Source organism: Allobacillus sp. SKP2-8 (assembly GCF_007559355.1).
GTDB lineage: Bacteria > Bacillota > Bacilli > Bacillales > Alkalibacillaceae > Allobacillus > Allobacillus halotolerans.
In genome coordinates this window covers 259,251-277,191 of record NZ_VMHF01000001.1, presented here as the reverse complement: position 1 = coordinate 277,191, position 17,941 = coordinate 259,251, and the positions used below count along the sequence as shown (strand labels likewise).

Below are 17,941 nucleotides of genomic sequence, written 5' to 3'. Positions count from 1 at the left end.
AGCATTGAGAATGGAATAAAGAAGTGAAGGGAGTCTTCTATAAGATGAGCGAGAATATTGAGTCCTTAGCAATAAATACGATTCGAACGTTGTCGATTGATGCAGTTGAAAAAGCAAATTCTGGTCACCCAGGTATGCCAATGGGGGCTGCTCCAATGGCCTATACGTTATGGACAAAGGTAATGAATCAGAATCCAAAGAATTCAAATTGGTTTGATCGTGATCGATTTGTTCTTTCTGCTGGTCATGGTTCAATGTTGTTATATTCATTGTTACATTTATCAGGTTATCAAGTTTCTCTAGATGACATTAAAAACTTCCGTCAGTGGGGTTCGAATACACCGGGACATCCGGAATTCGGTCATACAGACGGTGTGGAAGCAACAACTGGACCACTGGGCCAAGGAATTGCAATGGCTACTGGTATGGCGATGGCTGAAAGATATATGGCTTCCCAGTATAATCGTGATGATTTTGAAGTCGTTGATCATTACACGTATGCGATTTGCGGTGATGGTGACCTAATGGAAGGTGTTTCTCAAGAGTCAGCTTCCCTTGCAGGTCACTTAAAGCTAGGAAAGTTAATTGTGATGTATGATTCAAACGATATTTCATTGGACGGTGACTTGGATCGTGCGTTCTCAGAAAGTGTAGAAGATCGCTATAAAGCTTACGGATGGCAAGTCATTCGCGTGGAAGACGGAAATGATACGGAAGCGATTGAGCAAGCGTTGAAGGATGCGAAAGCAAATAAAGAGCAACCGACAATGATTGAAGTTAAAACGGTCATTGGATATGGCTCACCGTCGAAATCCGGTAAATCAGATGCTCACGGAGCACCATTAGGCTCTGATGAAGCGAAAATGACAAAAGAATATTATAAGTGGACATTCGAAGAAGATTTTTATATTCCAGAAGAAGTGAAAGAGCACTTTGAAAAAACAGTAGCTGAGCGTGGCCAGCAAGCTGAAAACCAATGGAATGAAATGATGGAGAAGTATAAAGAAGCTTATCCAGAGTTGGCAAAAGAATTTGAAAACGCATTGGCAGGAAATTTAGCGGAAGGCTGGAATGTTGACCTACCTAGCTATGACGAAAACACAAAGCCTGTTGCAACGAGAGCCGTCTCTGGTGAAATCATCAATGCAATTTCATCAAAAATCACAAACTTCATCGGTGGAAGTGCCGATCTAGCTGGTTCAAATAAGACAGCTGTAAAAGAAGAAGATGATTTTAAATATCCAACATACAGCGGTCGGAATGTGTGGTTTGGTGTCAGAGAGTTTGCGATGGCTTGTGCCATGAATGGAATGGCGCTTCATGGCGGCTTAAGAGTATACGGAGGAACATTCTTCGTATTCAGTGATTACATGCGCCCAGCCATTCGTTTATCTGCACTAATGGGTGTACCGGTAACCTATGTGTTTACACATGATTCAATCGCTGTTGGTGAGGATGGACCGACACACGAACCAATCGAACAGCTATCTTCTTTACGTGCAATGCCAAACTTGTCGTTAATTCGTCCAGCAGATGCGAATGAGACAAAAGCTGCATGGGAGCAGGCTATTCAAGCAGAAGGACACCCAACAGCACTCGTATTGACACGTCAAGGACTTCCTGTACTTCCGGAGACTAATAAACGTGCAAGTGAAGGTGTACAAAAAGGTGCCTACATTCTAAAAGAAGCTGAGAAAGAGATTCCAGATTTACTCCTGATGGCTTCAGGATCAGAAGTCCAATTGGTTTATGAGGCAAGTAAAAAATTAAAAGAAGATGGTATTGATGTACAAGTGGTCAGCATGCCATCCTGGGATCGATTTGAAAAACAATCTACTGAATACAAAAGTGAAGTATTACCTAAAGCAGTCACTAAACGACTGGCCGTCGAAATGGCCTCACCATTCGGTTGGGAACGCTATGTCGGCTTAGACGGAACTGTGCTTGGAATCGATCAATTCGGCGCATCAGCACCAGGAGATGTCGTCATTGAAAAATACGGATTCACGGTAGAAAATGTTGTTAAAGAAGCAAAAGAGCTTATGGGTAAATAATAATCTCAAAGTGAGGTTCTTTTACGGAACCTCACTTGATTATGTGAACTATTCATAAAATTTGTTATTATTCATATGAATATTGCTATTGTTTTTAGTGATTCGTTTTAATATAATGTGTACGAGTCAACAAGAAGGAGGAAGTAGAAGCATGAGCACGATTTGGGTTGTATTAATTGCTCTTGCAACATTGGTAATCGGGCTGATCTTAGGTTTCTTTATCGCCAGAAAGACAATGATGAATTACTTGAAGAAAAACCCACCAATTAATGAGCAAATGTTACGTACAATGATGATGCAAATGGGTCAGAAACCATCACAGAAAAAGATCAATCAAATGATGCGTGGTATGACACAACAAATGGAAAATCAAGACAAAAAGAAGAAAAAATAACGATGAAGGGTGAGCAGGCGGATCGAATGCTTACCCTTTTTTGTCTTTCTAATAGATCGTCATGAAACTGTCAATCCTTTTATTCTATATTTGGCGGTCGATCTGTTAATCTGAAAGTGGGTTAAAGTTTTAATTTGATTGGAGCGTGAGCGAATTGGCGGACGTAAATATATTCCTCGCATTTGGAGCGGGATTTCTTTCGTTTATTTCACCATGTGTATTGCCGCTTTATCCGGTATTTCTTTCCTATATTACTGGAATGAGTTTAGAAGAATTGAAAAATGAGAAGGGTATGTTAAGAAAACGAAGTATGCTACATACACTCTTTTTCTTAATCGGTTTTTCTTCCATTTTCATTATGCTTGGATTTTCAGGATACGTAATTGGAGATTTTCTCATTCAATACCGTGATTTAATTCGCCAAGTGGGTGCACTATTAATCATCTTCTTTGGGTTTGTCATGTTGGGTGTATTTAACTTTGATTTTCTAATGAAGGAACGAAAAGTCACCTTTAAAAATCGGCCATCAGGATACTTTGGTTCTGTTTTAATTGGTGCAGCTTTCTCCATGAGTTGGACACCATGTACGGGACCGATTTTAGCAGCAGTCATCTCGTTGGCCTATACCAACCCGGATTCTGGCGTCATTTTGATGTCAGCTTATTCTTTAGGATTTGCGATTCCATTTTTTATCTTGTCATTCTTTATCGATCGAATGGGCTGGTTAAAACGAAATTCACAAAAGATTATGAGAATCGGGGGATATATTTTGATTTTCCTCGGGGTTGCATTGTTTCTTGATTGGTTACGCATTTTGACGGCTTATTTGGCAAACCTATTCGGTTTCACTGGCCTTTAAGTATGTATTTGATTCCTATTACACAAGTATATTAGAATAAGACATAGAACAAATCAGCTGAGGGAGCATTTTACTGATGAAAAATTACAATGACCTAATTTTACGCACAATGACACAGTTAATCGCCTTCATTCTATTAGGGTTCTCTGTGTATTTGTTTTTTGCTGGTCATAATTCACCAGGCGGGGGATTTATTGGCGGATTAATGACCGCGGCAGCATTTATTCTCATGTATATCACTTATGGATTTGATAATATGTCAAAAGTATTGCCAATTAATTTTCGTGCAATGCTGACAATCGGTTTGTTGGTTGCTACGTTATCAGGCATCGGAGCTTTTGTTTTCGGTGAACCATTCTTAACCCAAACGTTCGGGTATTTTAATTTGCCAATTATGGGTGAAACAGAGCTAGCGACCGCAATGATTTTTGACTTAGGGGTGTACTTAACTGTTGTCGGTGTCACAATGACAATTATATTGACAATCGCAACTGATCAAAAGGAAGATTCACAAGAACAGGCAGGGATGTAAAGTCATGAAAACGTTTTTTGTCATTGCTGCATCCATTGTTGCTTTTTTTATGGCGATCGGAATGGTCTTTGTTCGTATGAAAGCAGCGAATAGACCGACATCAGTGAAGCGCATCATATTGCCTCCATTGTTTATGAGTACAGGAGCGTTGATGTTTGTTTTTCCATATTTCAGGATTGAATGGATTCAAGTAGCTGAAGCATTAGGTGTTGGGATTATATTTTCGCTATTTCTTATTTTTACATCGAATTTCGAACATAAAGACGGAGACATTTATTTAAAGCCTTCTAAAATGTTTCCGATTATTTTAGGAATATTATTGGTTGGTCGACTTGTCGCGAAACAATATATGGGCCAATACATTGAACTTGGTGAGTTAGCTGGAATGTTTTACTTGCTTGCATTCGGTATGTTATTTACATGGCGGATGGTCATGCTTATCAAATTCTTAAGCTTTCAAAAACAAATGATTCCAAAATAAAAGGTAAAGAGTTGCAAGTATTCATGCAGCTCTTTACCTTTTATAATTCTAACAAGTGTTCATACCGGTTAAAATCGATATTTTTTTCATTGAGCGTTTTGACCAAAAATTTATGGTCTCTTTTAGGCGTTGCTTTAATATATCCTTCAATCATGACATCTAACGTGATCTTTTCTTTACGTCTTGCTAGCGCTAGCTCGGCAATCTTCGCTGCGATTTTTTGTTTAGCGACATCCCTAAATAACTGAGGTACAGGTTCAACTAATTCATTGAGAAGTTTTTTCGAATCGTCATCCCACATATGCAGTGATTCATCGATATAATATTCTTCCCAGTCAATAATTGATTTTCCATCTGCTTTAGGCATCTTTTTCAAGAACTTCCGAAACATGAAAAAGCCACCGATTCCCATCAGAACGACCATCAACGTTGTCCAACCAATAATCAGTAATGCTATGAATGTATCCAATATCCTTCACTCTCTTCAATAAATCAATACAAATCTATTCTCATTATACGACGAAGAGTGACGATTCTCAATCGAATAACCGTTACAAATTCATGAAAATGTCACTTGATAATTTAAAAATTTTAGACAATTTACTTCTTTTTGGCTATTATTATAAACAGGTGTAATAATCTGTTATCTCTCCTCATAATTTGTATTAATGTTTTAACAAAGAGGGTTGGTGGAGAATGAATGCATGAAAATGGCTGTAATGAAGAATTTGTAGAGAAAGTTTTTCAATGGATTGATGGGCAGATGAGTGATTATTTTTTTATCTGTGATGAACAATTAATTATTCAATATGTATCATATTCAATAGAGAAAGTTGGATTCTCACGAGAAAAGGTAATTGGCAAATCTGCCTTTACATTCATTGATTCAATTGATTCTGAAAAATTCCAACAAGAGATCAATCAACTGAAAGTTAATTCCATTAAAAAAGATGTTTTTCGAGTCATTAATGTAAACAATGAGCTGAAACGTCATGAAATATCTATGGGAAAAATGGTATACGACCAAACAGGAGAAACGTTTTATATTTTTTTATCTAAAGATATTACGCGTATTCTGGAAACTAAAAATTTATTGATCCAATCGGAGAAACTGTCAAGCGCTGGCCAACTAGCGGCAAGTGTCGCTCATGAGATTCGCAATCCACTCACTTCATTAAAAGGATTTTTACAACTCATGGAAGCAGGCATGGATAATGGAGATACTTACTTAAAAATCATGAAAGAAGAAATTGAAAAAATCGAAGCAATCTCAAAAGAATTACTATTTATTGCCAAACCCTCACCCAATGAATTCAAGGAAGAGAATTTGATGGAGCTGGCAGGAGAAGTATGTCTGTTGATGAATTCCCAAGCTCGTATGCATGACATCCGATTAAGCAAGAAATTTGACCGAGAAGAATATATGTTGAATTGTGACCGATCACAGATCAAACAGGTGCTAATTAATTTAATCAAAAATGCCATAGAAGCAATGGGAGAGAGTGGGACGATAGAGATCCACATCCATACGAAAGATCAATTATTGATCGAAGTATTGGATGAAGGTCCAGGTGTCCCTGAAGAAATGAAAGAAAGAATCGGAGAACCATTTTTTACAACGAAACAAAATGGGACAGGCCTCGGTTTAATGGTGACCAAGCAAATCATAAAAAATCATGGTGCGAACTTAGAGATAGAAGACCGAGATGTGGGAGGCAGCAACTTTCGAATCCTATTTGAAACGTAAGTAGCTTTCCGAAGTACTCTCCAGCTGACTCGGGGTTATAGCGAGCTTCTATAGGACATTCCGACATATATCTCAGCTGACTTGAGGTTATAGAAGGCTCCTATAGGACATTCCGACATACATTCCAGCTGACTCGAGGTTATAGAGTGCTTCTATAAGACATTCCGACATACATTTCAACTGACTCGAGGTTATAGAGAACTCCTATAGGACATTCCAGCGTACGTTTCAGCTCACTCGAGGTTATAGCACACTTCTATAGGACAACCGGTATAATCTTTGTTCACTCGACTGTATCGGGTACACCGACTAAGTGTCATCAAAGATCTTTTTGCCTTGAGCGTCATGTTTTTAAGTGAATTGTCGAATACCAAAGAAAAATTTCCGGTTAATTATTTTACTTATAACCTATTTTCATATAAAATGTAATACGGCAGAGTCAATGAGAATTCTGTAACTATGTCTTTAAGTAATCTATTAATCAATTAAACTACATAATTAAGGGGGTAACAATGATGGCAGACAATAATGCTTTTAATGCCAAAAAACAATTTGAATTGAATGGCAAAACGTACAATTATTACCACATGAAAGCATTGGAAGAAAAAGGTCTAGGAAAGATCTCCGAATTACCTTTTTCAATCCGTGTCCTACTAGAATCTGTTTTAAGACAGTATGATGGACACGTCATCAAGGATGAGCATGTTGAGAAATTAGCTCAGTGGGTGAAAGGTGAAAAGGTGGATGTTCCATTTAAACCTTCTCGTGTCATTTTGCAAGACTTCACTGGTGTTCCAGCTGTAGTAGATTTGGCTTCTTTGCGTAAAGCAATGGTAGATATGGGTGGAAGCCCAGACCAAATCAACCCTGAAGTACCTGTTGATCTAGTTATTGACCACTCCGTACAAGTAGACGCATATGGTTCACCTGATGCACTTCGCGTGAATATGGAAATGGAATTTGACCGTAACATGGAGCGTTATGAATTCTTGCATTGGGCTCAGAAAGCTTTTGACAACTACCGCGCTGTTCCACCAGCAACAGGTATTGTTCACCAAGTAAACTTGGAGTACCTTGCAAATGTTGTCCATGAAATCGAAAAAGACGACGGTACGTATGATGCATTCCCTGATACATTGTTCGGTACTGACTCACATACAACGATGATCAATGGTCTAGGTGTATTAGGCTGGGGTGTCGGTGGTATTGAAGCTGAAGCTGGAATGCTTGGTCAGCCTTCATATTTCCCTGCACCAGAGGTAATCGGTGTTAAATTAACTGGTAATTTCCCAGAAGGTGCAACAGCAACTGACTTAGCACTAAAAGTTACACAAGTGCTACGTGAGAAAAACGTTGTTGGTAAATTCGTAGAATACTTTGGAGATGGATTAACATCTATGCCGCTTGCTGACCGTGCAACGATCTCCAACATGGCACCTGAATATGGTGCGACTTGTGGTTTCTTCCCAGTTGATGAAGAAGCACTTAAATATCTACGTTTGACAGGTCGTTCAGAAGAACATATCGCTCTTGTCAAAGAATATTTACAGAAGAACGATTTATTCTATACACCTGATCAAGAAGACCCTAAATTCACAGACTTGGTTGAAATCGATCTATCTGAGATTGAGCCAAATCTATCTGGACCAAAACGTCCTCAAGACTTGATCAGACTTTCTGATATGAAAGAATCATTCAACAAATCTCTAACTGCTCCACAAGGTAACCAAGGGTTTGGATTGAGTGATGAGGAAGTTGCTAAAGAAGCTGTCGTTAAATTTAACGATGGAACTGAAGCAACAATGAAAACAGGTGCGTTGGCGATCGCAGCAATTACGTCTTGTACAAACACATCTAACCCACATGTTATGTTAGGTGCAGGTTTGCTTGCGAAAAATGCTGTTGAAAAAGGATTGAATGTTCCTGCTTATGTTAAAACTTCATTGGCACCAGGTTCAAAAGTTGTAACAAACTACCTTGAAAACTCAGGTTTAATGGAATACTTAAATCAGTTAGGGTTTAACTTGGTTGGTTACGGTTGTACAACTTGTATCGGTAACTCTGGACCATTATTACCGGAGATCGAAAAAGCAATTGCAGATTCTGATTTAACTGTTTCTTCTGTTCTTTCCGGTAACCGGAACTTTGAAGGTCGAATCCACCCACTTGTACGTGCAAACTACTTGGCTTCACCACCATTAGTTGTTGCTTATGCACTTGCTGGTACAGTCGATATCGATCTTATGAATGAACCATTAGGTCAAGATCGTGAAGGAAACGATGTGTTCTTTAAAGATATCTGGCCAGCATCTGATGAAATTCAAGAACAAATTGATGCAGTTGTCACACCAGAGATCTTCCGTAAAGAATATGAATCTGTTTTCAACTCCAATGAAAAATGGAACCAAATTGAAACAACGGATCAGCCATTGTACGATTTTGATGAGAATTCAACATATATTCAAAATCCTCCATTCTTCGAGAACATGGCGAAAGATCCTGAAAGTATCAAACCACTTAATGGACTACGTGTCATCGGTAAGTTTGGTGATTCAGTAACAACAGACCATATCTCACCAGCTGGTGCGATTCCAAAAGATATGCCAGCAGGTAGGTTCTTGATGGAAAAAGATGTTTCACCACGTAACTTTAACTCTTACGGTTCTCGTCGTGGTAACCATGAAATTATGATGAGAGGTACATTCGGAAATATCCGAATCCGTAATGAAATTGCCAACGGAAAAGAAGGCGGTTATACAACGTACTGGCCAACTGGAGAAGTTATGCCTATTTATGATGCAGCAATGCGTTATCAAGAGGATGACACTGGTTTGGTTGTTATCGCAGGTAGTGACTACGGAATGGGAAGCTCCCGTGACTGGGCTGCCAAAGGTACAGACTTACTAGGGATCAAAACGGTAATTGCTGAAAGCTTTGAAAGAATTCACCGTTCAAACTTAGTGATGATGGGTGTATTGCCACTTCAGTTCCAAAAAGGCGATACGATTGAATCACTTGGTCTAACTGGTAAAGAGACATTTGATGTTGACGTTAACGAAGACGTTAAACCAGGAAGTCTCGTAAAAGTAACTGCGACTGATGAAGACGGCAAGAAGACTGAATTCGAAGTCGTTGCACGTTTCGACAGTGACGTTGAGTTAGATTATTACCGTCATGGTGGTATCTTACAACTTGTCCTACGTAACAAACTAGAAACAGTGTAAGGATTAAATAAAAAGTAAACCCGAGAGTCGAATTTGTCGACTCTCGGGTTTTTTGCATTCAATGATGGTCAGAAAGCTACGTATTTCACAGTTTTGTTATCTTCCATGTTACTGATGAAACTTTTCTTTTGATATGATGGAATAAATGATTGAAATTACGTTTTCTTTAATCGCATGCATTATTATCGTGAGTGAGAAGAATAAAGGAGGAAGCCCCGTATGATTATCAAAAGACTGATCGCACTAGGTGTGGTCATTACACTGAGCGGTGTGATTGTATATAATATTGTGGAAGATAACCAAAATGCTCAAAACGATGCTGAAGATGGAATGATGTTCATTCAGCCAGAAGGAATGGATGTAGACACAACAGATATTGAAGTCGGCGATGTACCGCCGAATTTTCAGTTGAAAACGTTGGATGGTCAAACAAAACAATTACAAGATTTTAAAGGTAAAAAAGTTTTCGTGAATTTTTGGGCAACATGGTGCCCACCTTGCCGAAAGGAAATGCCTCATATGCAAGAAATTCAAGAGAAATATGATGATGTAGAAATCGTTGCTGTGAATGCGTTGCACTCCGAGGCGTCAGTTGATAAAGTTCGTGAGTTCGTGGAAGAAAGAGATCTTACTTTTCCAATTCTACTAGATGAATCTGGAAAAGTTCTTCTTCGTTACCAGGCGATGAGTATGCCTGTAACATATTTTGTGAATTCTGATGGGGTTATCCAACTTCCTAAAAACGTTGGTCCGATGACTTATGAAGAGATGGAAGAAAAAATAAAAAAGCTTGATTAAGTATAAAAAAGCTTTAATTGGACAATTCTACATAGTAGATGTAAATCGAAAATCTATGTAGGAAGGAAGTTATGATTGATGCGAAGAAATAACCAAGTATCTTTTCAAACACTGATTCAGCAGGAAAAAGACCGAATCATGAAAGATCCAAAAGAAATCGATAAAATATATGATCGGTTGGATCAGAAGTTTGAAGTGGTCAAGCAGGCTAGTCCTCATGCATAACATTCACCTATTCTGACAAACTACTCAATGAATAAAGAATAGAAGGAGAGTGGTTATTGTGTCAGATAGAAATCCAAATCCAGATGATCGTTCGGATAACGTTGAGAAACTACAAGAAAATATTCAACATACGATTCAAAATCTCAGAGAAGCAGAAGCATCAATGGAAACAGCTTCTGACGAACAGAAGGAACAAATACGACAAAAGAATGAGAAAAGAAGAGAATCACTAGAAGCGATGAGAGATGAAGTTCGAGATGAACATGCGTATCAGCAACGTCTAGAAGATTAAACTTATGGACTACCTCGTACGAAGAATTTTTTCTTTGTACGGGGTATTTTTACATCGTACAAAACAATTTAAGTTACATAACTATTATTATGTAAACTAAAGTAAGCATCTTCCTTGAGAAAATATTCCCTCTTTAAAATATCAAGTATGAGCGATAACTCCTCTTCATTCATGCGGATTTACCAAAAAATATGATACGATAAGATAAGATTAAAGAGAAAAGAAAGGGAGAAGCAAAATGGTTATCAATGAAACAGATGTTACAGTACGTTATCAAGAAACAGACCAAATGGGGGTTGTCTATCATTCAAATTATTTTGTTTGGTTTGAAATCGGACGGACCCGGCTGATTGAACAGTTAGGATTTGATTATTTAGCGATGGAACAAGAAGGGATCTTAGCACCAGTCATAGACATACAAGCATCTTATAAGACGCCTGTGAGATATGGACAAACCGCGAGAGTCGAAACGAAAATATCAGAATATAATGGGTTTCGTGTAACTTATTCATATAAAGTTTATACAGAAGATAATCAGCTATCTGTTACTGGTACATCGACCCATGTTTGCGTCAAAAAATCGAATTTTAGACCGATTTCAATCAAAAAGCATTTCCCTAAACTACATGAGACTTATTTAAATGCAGTGGAGTCGTAAAAAATGGCATTTGGAATTAAAAGAGAAGAGCTTGTTCAATGGAAAAAAGACGTTGAAAACGGAGAAATTGCTTTTTTAACACATTATTGGTTAGATCATCGTTTTCCATCCATGAAAACCGTCACTAAAGTCGGTTGTTGTGATGTAGAGAAGCTAGTTGCTTGGGGAAAGAAACATGGGTTGAAAAGAGAATGGATTGATTTCCACGAAAAGTATCCTCATTATGACCTGATTGGAAGTTTCCAAGAAGATATTTTAAAAGCAGAAGGTATGCTTGAACAATTAAATCGATTTAAATAGAGAAAGCTGTTCCTTTAATCCAAACGGATGGAAAGGAACAGCTTTTTTTTATGCCTATTTCAAATTGACAATCAACCTTATGAATGGTTAGATTTTTCCTGTTTCTTCAGGTCAGGTACAGGATCGAAGCCGCCAGGATGGAATGGATGGCATTTCAAGATTCTTTTTATACTTAAATACAACCCTTTAAAAGCGCCAAAGCGCTGGATAGCGGTTAAGCTAAATTCAGAGCATGTAGGCTGAAACCTACACGAGGGTCCTAGAAGTGGTGAAATCCATTTCCGATACAATTTGACTAGCCCAATCAACAAATATTTCATACACAACAGACCTTTTTATCATTATTCCGTACGTTTATCATAAGTTACCGAAGCGATTGCATCATGTAGATGAATGGATTCTTCGTTTTCACACGCAACGTAAAACTTTTCAATGATATCAAGTTCATAAAGATCAGCAGCTACAAGGCGTACCATATCTTCGACAAATCGTGGATTTTCATAAGCCTGCTCAGTAACCATTTTTTCATCCGGTCGTTTTAAAACAGGATGGATTCTTGCACTGGCATTGGATTCTGCAGCTTCAAGCAACATGGCCTTCCAATCTGTTTGACGCTCATCAAAATCTTCGACAAGCTCAACTTCCATCGTCATGTTACCTCGTTGATTGTGCGCGCTATATTCACTAATTTCCTTAGAGCAAGGACATAAAGTAGTCACTTTACCGGAAAGGCCGACAGTTATTTGGTGATGATCATGCTCATCATAACGAACGTGAATCCAAGCATCTGCATGGTTCATCCCAGCCATATCTGTATAAGGGGCTTTACGTTCAAAAAACCAAGGGAACTCGACTTTCACTTCTGCGTCTTTTTGTTCAAGTCGTTCTTTTAAATCACGGGTAAATTGCTTCAATGATTCAATGCTCAAGGTAAAACCTTCGCTATGATAATGATGCAATTGTTCAGTAAATCGGCTCATATTTGTTCCTTTTGAATCTTGGGAGATCGAGGAAGCAAAGTAGAATTTACCGATTGTCGTCTGTGTCTCCGGTACCATCGAACTAGTAATTTCAATCGGATGTTTAACATTTGAAATACCAACTGCATCTAATTCAAATAAGAAATTTTGCTTTGTATTTTGTAAATCCTTCATTTTTTCTTTTTCATGAGGCTTTGTTCGAGGTCCTGGCGGTACAGAACCGAATAATTTATGTCTTTCTTCTTTACTGGGAAGTTGTTTTGGATTGTATGAGTTGTCCATATCTAGATCTCCTTTCTGGTTAAAGCAATCTCACTGTAACCACAACCTCTAGTATACACGATTCAAAAGGATTGTTTCAATTTATTGAACCGCCCCGAAGTTTGTCGGAAAGTCAATTTTATCGGTGAATGATTGCAAATGTTTGATGGTTTCTTGGTAAATTTGATCAGCATTTTTTAAGTCATATTGATCAGCATCTGAAAGAGGGACAATCTTAAAATTCCGATTGTTCTCTGAGTAATTATACGTTGGAATCATTTGAGCATCTGAAATCTGATAACTTGTTTCATTGTGTGTTCTTTTCTTTGTGAGTTTAATTTGTGAGATTGCACCGATATTTCGATCAAGTCCATCTTGATTGGATAAAAAGTTACCTAGTGAGTACATAACAAAACGATCATGGCTATTTTCGCTTGAGATCCAATCCACGGGTTGCAACACATGAGGGTGGTGACCGATGATGACATCGGCTCCGTTATTCGTGAGTAAATCGACTAGATAAATTTGTTCGTCATTCGGCAAAGGTTCGTATTGTGTGCCGAAATGCATACTGACAACAACGAAATCTGTTTTGTCTTGTAAATTTTCAATATCCGTTACTATTTTTTCCTGATCAATATAATTGACTAAATAGTCTTTTCCCTCTGGGACCGGAATGCCATTCGTTCCATACGTATAAGAAAGAAAGCCGACTGAAATATCTTTTTTAGTCAGGATACGAGGCGTGTTTCGATCTTCTTCATTACGATAGGATCCAACATAGCGCATATCAATTTTCCTTAAATAATCCGTTGCATTCATGATTGCTTGCTCACCACGGTCCAATGTATGATTGTTTGCCATGGACACGATATCCACGCCGACATATTGGAGAGCATCAGCAACCTCATACGGTGAGTTGAATGAGGGATATGTTGAAAGGCCAAGTTCTGCACCACCTAAAATCGTTTCTTGGTTAGCGATGGTTATGTCTGCATCCGAAATCAATGACTTTACAGGTTCGAACATTGGCTTAAAATTATACCCGTCTTCTGTTTTGGCGTCTTCATAAACCGGTTGGTGCACGAGAATATCACCAATAGCATTCAATGTAATGGATGTTTCATAGCTAGGTTTGTTTTTTGAGGAAAGGTTAGAGTATCGAGTTTCTTCGTGTGCTTCAGAGTCGAAGGACGTTTCTGTTTCTTTGTCGGAAAGTGTTGGCAAGAACAATAAAATGAGAACGACTACGAAGAGCATTCCAATCATCAAACGATACGCATGTATCTTTTTCACTGTATATTCACCTCTTATTGTTCTTTATTCCCATCACTCAAACGTTAAAGCCATGTAATTTTTGGTTCCGTTTTATTTTTGATTCGTTTAATATTATCCGTGTGACGATAGATTACAAAAGTAGCCAATAACACCGTCACGATAATCAATCCGATATGTCTCATGAATAGCGCAACAATAACGGCGACAACGCCTGTTAGCATGGATGATAGGGAGACGTATTTTGATATCTTTAAAAAGACGAAAAACGAAACAAAAATAATAGCAAATAATAATGGACTAACCCCAAGAAGCACACCACCAGAAGTGGCTACAGCCTTCCCGCCTTTAAATTTGGCAAACAACGGAAATGAGTGCCCGATTACCGCAAATGCACCAACGATTAAGGGTTCCAACTGTGCGGCAAAAAGATAGACAAGCACAACAGCAAGTGTACCTTTTAAGATGTCCAAAATGGTTACAGCCAAACCGGCTTTCCATCCGAGTACTCGAAATGTGTTGGTGCCTCCAAGATTTCCACTACCGTGTTCGCGAATGTCCGTTTGATAAAAAGTTTTACCGATGACCAAACTGAACGGAATTGACCCTAATAAATATGCAATAATAGAATATATAACATAGTCCATTGAAACTCTCCCTTTACAAATAATTTTGTAACATGTTTCTTGTAAGGTAGTTACCATCTGTCTTTAAGACCTAGTGTTATTTTATCAGAAGTTATAGCAATAAAGAAGAAGTAATTATGCAAGTACCTAACTGATTAGTTGAGAATAATTTCAAAAAAAGCTATTCTAATAGGTAAGAAGCGCAAAGGAGTGAACGGTTATGCAGAACCCTTCGAACGAAACGCTAAAAAATATTTTACAGAATGCCAAAACCATTGCTGTCGTAGGTCTATCCGATAAGCCGGAAAGAACATCCTATCAAATAGCGAAAATCATGCAGGAAAATGGATATCGGATTATTCCCGTCAACCCTACAGTCGATGAAGTGCTTGGTGAAAAAAGTTATCCAACATTAGCTGAAGTACCAGAGTCAATTGATATCATCAATGTGTTCAGACGATCTGAATTTCTTCCGGATATCGCTAAAGATGCAGTCACAACCGATTGCAAAGTCTTTTGGGCTCAACTAGGTGTAGAAAATGAAGAAGCTTATGGTATATTGAAAGAACATGATTTTACCGTCATAATGGACTTATGCATTAAAGTTGTACATGCTGTACAAATCGGAAATTCTTAACCAATTGGTTGAAATCTCTGCTCTCTTGCAGGGATTTTCTGTTTCTATCGTGAAATGTACAGAGAACAATTAGCGAAATTAAATAGATGAGTTGTTTTGGAAGGGAGTTATTTGATTGAGTGATCATAAGCAGAATTACACCGATGAATCGATTCAGGTGCTCGAAGGTCTAGACGCAGTCCGTAAAAGGCCTGGTATGTATATTGGCAGCACGGATCATAGGGGACTGCATCATTTAGTTTTTGAAATTGTTGATAACGCTGTTGATGAAGTGTTAGCGGGTTATGGACAAGTGATTACCGTAAAGATACATAAAGATGAGTCAATTTCAGTCATTGATGCGGGACGCGGAATGCCAACAGGCATGCATAAGACCGGAAAGCCAACGCCGGAAGTTATTCTGACGGTACTTCATGCAGGAGGTAAATTCGGCCAAGGTGGTTACAAGACCAGTGGTGGCTTGCATGGGGTTGGTGCTTCCGTTGTTAACGCACTATCTGAATGGCTTGAAGTTGATATTTTCAGGAATGGAAAGAAGTTTCGTCAGCGATTTGAAAATGGTGGGAAGCCAGCTACCACACTTGAAGAACATGGAAATACGAATAAAACTGGTACAAAGATTACCTTTAAAGCGGATCCGACGATTTTTTCAACGGTACGCTTTCAATATGAATTATTAGCTGAGCGTCTAAGAGAAACTGCCTTTCTATTAAAAGGTGTCAAAATTGAATTGATTGATGAACGGAATGATATGAAAGATGAATTCTTGTATGAAGAAGGTCTTGAAGCATTTGTTGCTTATCTGAATGAAGAAAAAGACGGATTACATGAAATCATTTCATTTGAAGGTATCCACAATGAAATTGAAGTCGATTTTTCATTCCAATACAATGATGGTTACTCAGAGAACATCCTGTCATTTGTCAATAATGTGCGAACAATCGACGGAGGAACGCATGAGTCTGGAGCGAAAACGGCGATTACCCGTACAGTCAATGAATATGCAAGAAACAAGCAGTTATTGAAAGAAAAGGCTAAAAATTTAGATGGAAACGATATTCGTGAAGGTTTGACAGCTGTTATTTCAGTCCGTATTCCAGAAGATTTATTGCAATTTGAAGGGCAGACGAAAAGTAAACTCGGGACACCTGAAGCAAAAAGTGCCATGGAAAATGTCTTAGGTGAAAAGTTGACCTTTTTCTTTGAAGAAAATCCTGAAATTGCACAGTTGTTGATTAAAAAGGCGATTAAAGCAAGAGAAGCAAGAGAAGCTGCCCGTAAAGCACGTGAAGATGCAAGAAATGGTAAAAAGCGCAAACGAAAAGATGCGTTACTTAGTGGTAAATTAACGCCTGCGCAATCGAAAAACCCAAACAAAAACGAGTTGTTTCTCGTAGAGGGTGATTCCGCAGGTGGTTCCGCAAAGCAAGGAAGAGACAGGCGTTTTCAAGCGATTCTTCCGCTTCGAGGCAAGGTCATTAACACAGAAAAGGCCAAAATCGATGATATTTTCAAAAACGAAGAGATTTCAACCATCATTCATACGATTAATGCAGGCGTCGGAGCAGATTTTTCGATAGAAGATTCGAATTATGAAAAAGTCATCATCATGACGGATGCTGATACGGACGGCGCGCACATTCAAGTGCTTTTGCTGACTTTTTTCTATCGATATATGAGACCACTAATAGAGCATGGGAAGATCTACATTGCCCTACCACCTTTATTTAAAATTTCCAAAGGTAAGGGGAAGACATACAAGGAAGACTATGCTTGGGACGAACGTGCAATGGATGAATTATTGAAGAAGTATAAATCCGGTTATACCATTCAGAGATATAAAGGTCTTGGTGAAATGAATGATGACCAGTTATGGGAAACGACGATGAACCCAGAAACTAGGACGCTTATACGTGTGACCATTGAAGACGTTGCAAAAGCAGAACGACGTGTAGCAACGTTGATGGGCGATAAAGTTGAACCAAGAAGGAAATGGATTGAAAGCAATGTCGAATTCGGTTTAGAAGAGAACGACACAATACTGGAAAATGATAGACTGGTTAACTAGGAGTGAACAAAGTGGCCGAAGAAGCGAACTTAATGGATTTACCTTTAGAAGAAGTAATAGGCGACCGGTTTGGACGCTATAGTAAATATATTATTCAAGAACGTGCCCTTCCCGATGTGCGGGATGGGCTAAAGCCTGTACAACGAAGAATTTTATATGCCATGTATGAAGAAGGAAATACACATGACAAAGCTTTCCGAAAATCGGCTAAAACAGTAGGTACTGTCATCGGTAACTATCATCCACATGGTGATAGCTCTGTATATGAAGCTTTGGTACGGATGAGTCAAAGATGGAAATTACGTCAAGAACTTGTTGAAATGCATGGGAATAATGGGAGCGTTGATGGTGATCCACCAGCGGCCATGCGTTACACGGAAGCCCGCCTTTCTGGTATTGCTTCCGAATTACTGAGGGATATCGGTAAAGATACGGTTGAGTTCATTGAGAACTTTGATGATACATCTTATGAACCTGTCGTATTGCCAGCCAAGTTCCCGAATCTACTCGTCAATGGGTCCACAGGCATT

The 17,941-nt window shown here is 38.6% G+C and carries 20 protein-coding genes; 15 read left to right on the top strand and 5 right to left on the bottom strand.

Annotated elements, in window-relative coordinates; all coding sequences use genetic code 11:
• The first annotated feature begins 44 nt into the window (after positions 1 to 44).
• The 5 genes from tkt to FPQ10_RS01420 all read left to right on the top strand — a co-directional run bounded on the left by tkt (position 45) and on the right by FPQ10_RS01420 (position 4,320).
• Positions 45 to 2,054 (top strand): transketolase, encoded by a 2,010-nt coding sequence (tkt, locus tag FPQ10_RS01440; protein WP_144159135.1) that lies wholly within the window; start codon positions 45 to 47, stop codon positions 2,052 to 2,054.
• Positions 2,055 to 2,205: 151 nt separating this feature from the next.
• Entirely contained in the window at positions 2,206 to 2,448 is a 243-nt protein-coding gene (locus tag FPQ10_RS01435) for a YneF family protein (RefSeq protein WP_144159132.1), read from the top strand.
• 154 nt (positions 2,449 to 2,602) lie between these two features.
• A complete protein-coding gene (locus tag FPQ10_RS01430; RefSeq protein ID WP_144159129.1) occupies positions 2,603 to 3,307 on the top strand; it encodes a cytochrome c biogenesis CcdA family protein in 705 nt (234 codons plus the stop codon).
• 76 nt (positions 3,308 to 3,383) lie between these two features.
• On the top strand, positions 3,384 to 3,839 hold the full coding sequence (locus tag FPQ10_RS01425; RefSeq protein WP_144159126.1) for a Na(+)/H(+) antiporter subunit B: 456 nt from the start codon (positions 3,384 to 3,386) through the stop codon (positions 3,837 to 3,839).
• Positions 3,840 to 3,843: 4 nt separating this feature from the next.
• The gene (locus tag FPQ10_RS01420; RefSeq protein ID WP_144159123.1) at positions 3,844 to 4,320 is read left to right on the top strand and encodes a CcdC family protein; all 477 of its coding nucleotides are present in this window, start codon (positions 3,844 to 3,846) and stop codon (positions 4,318 to 4,320) included.
• A 40-nt stretch (positions 4,321 to 4,360) separates the two neighbouring features.
• On the opposite strand, the gene FPQ10_RS01415 is transcribed toward FPQ10_RS01420, so the two are convergent.
• Positions 4,361 to 4,792 (bottom strand): DUF2621 family protein, encoded by a 432-nt coding sequence (locus FPQ10_RS01415; RefSeq protein ID WP_144159120.1) that lies wholly within the window; start codon positions 4,790 to 4,792, stop codon positions 4,361 to 4,363.
• 228 nt (positions 4,793 to 5,020) lie between these two features.
• Here FPQ10_RS01415 and FPQ10_RS01410 point away from each other — a divergent pair, with 228 nt between their 5' ends.
• From FPQ10_RS01410 to FPQ10_RS01380, 7 genes are all read left to right on the top strand, one after another.
• Positions 5,021 to 6,067 (top strand): ATP-binding protein, encoded by a 1,047-nt coding sequence (locus tag FPQ10_RS01410; RefSeq protein WP_144159117.1) that lies wholly within the window; start codon positions 5,021 to 5,023, stop codon positions 6,065 to 6,067.
• Between the two features lie 515 nt (positions 6,068 to 6,582).
• Positions 6,583 to 9,291, top strand: a complete 2,709-nt coding sequence (gene acnA / locus FPQ10_RS01405) for an aconitate hydratase AcnA (RefSeq protein WP_144159114.1) — start codon at positions 6,583 to 6,585, stop codon at positions 9,289 to 9,291.
• Positions 9,292 to 9,510: 219 nt separating this feature from the next.
• Positions 9,511 to 10,089 (top strand): TlpA family protein disulfide reductase, encoded by a 579-nt coding sequence (locus FPQ10_RS01400; protein WP_144159111.1) that lies wholly within the window; start codon positions 9,511 to 9,513, stop codon positions 10,087 to 10,089.
• A 78-nt stretch (positions 10,090 to 10,167) separates the two neighbouring features.
• Positions 10,168 to 10,314, top strand: a complete 147-nt coding sequence (locus FPQ10_RS01395) for an FbpB family small basic protein (RefSeq protein WP_144159108.1) — start codon at positions 10,168 to 10,170, stop codon at positions 10,312 to 10,314.
• A gap of 58 nt (positions 10,315 to 10,372) precedes the next feature.
• Positions 10,373 to 10,606, top strand: a complete 234-nt coding sequence (tlp, locus tag FPQ10_RS01390; RefSeq protein ID WP_144159105.1) for a small acid-soluble spore protein Tlp — start codon at positions 10,373 to 10,375, stop codon at positions 10,604 to 10,606.
• Between the two features lie 238 nt (positions 10,607 to 10,844).
• Positions 10,845 to 11,264, top strand: coding sequence for an acyl-CoA thioesterase (locus FPQ10_RS01385; RefSeq protein ID WP_144159102.1), 420 nt, complete (start codon positions 10,845 to 10,847; stop codon positions 11,262 to 11,264).
• Between the two features lie 3 nt (positions 11,265 to 11,267).
• Positions 11,268 to 11,564, top strand: a complete 297-nt coding sequence (locus FPQ10_RS01380) for a hypothetical protein (protein WP_144159099.1) — start codon at positions 11,268 to 11,270, stop codon at positions 11,562 to 11,564.
• A 77-nt stretch (positions 11,565 to 11,641) separates the two neighbouring features.
• On the opposite strand, the gene yidD is transcribed toward FPQ10_RS01380, so the two are convergent.
• From yidD to plsY, 4 genes are all read right to left on the bottom strand, one after another.
• Complete coding sequence (yidD, locus tag FPQ10_RS01375) at positions 11,642 to 11,884, bottom strand: membrane protein insertion efficiency factor YidD (RefSeq protein WP_144159096.1); 243 nt, start codon at positions 11,882 to 11,884, stop codon at positions 11,642 to 11,644.
• Between the two features lie 21 nt (positions 11,885 to 11,905).
• Positions 11,906 to 12,826, bottom strand: coding sequence for a GTP cyclohydrolase FolE2 (gene folE2 / locus FPQ10_RS01370; RefSeq protein ID WP_144159093.1), 921 nt, complete (start codon positions 12,824 to 12,826; stop codon positions 11,906 to 11,908).
• Positions 12,827 to 12,907: 81 nt separating this feature from the next.
• A complete protein-coding gene (locus FPQ10_RS01365) occupies positions 12,908 to 14,101 on the bottom strand; it encodes a CapA family protein (RefSeq protein WP_255439608.1) in 1,194 nt (397 codons plus the stop codon).
• A gap of 44 nt (positions 14,102 to 14,145) precedes the next feature.
• On the bottom strand, positions 14,146 to 14,727 hold the full coding sequence (gene plsY / locus FPQ10_RS01360) for a glycerol-3-phosphate 1-O-acyltransferase PlsY (RefSeq protein ID WP_144159090.1): 582 nt from the start codon (positions 14,725 to 14,727) through the stop codon (positions 14,146 to 14,148).
• Between the two features lie 199 nt (positions 14,728 to 14,926).
• Here plsY and FPQ10_RS01355 point away from each other — a divergent pair, with 199 nt between their 5' ends.
• The 3 genes from FPQ10_RS01355 to FPQ10_RS13270 form a co-directional block, all read left to right on the top strand.
• Complete coding sequence (locus FPQ10_RS01355; protein WP_144159087.1) at positions 14,927 to 15,343, top strand: CoA-binding protein; 417 nt, start codon at positions 14,927 to 14,929, stop codon at positions 15,341 to 15,343.
• Positions 15,344 to 15,458: 115 nt separating this feature from the next.
• Entirely contained in the window at positions 15,459 to 17,411 is a 1,953-nt protein-coding gene (gene parE, locus FPQ10_RS01350; RefSeq protein ID WP_144159084.1) for a DNA topoisomerase IV subunit B, read from the top strand.
• Between the two features lie 11 nt (positions 17,412 to 17,422).
• Positions 17,423 to 17,941 (top strand): DNA gyrase subunit A (locus tag FPQ10_RS13270; RefSeq protein WP_304503030.1); only part of this gene is annotated, 519 nt, incomplete at its 3' end.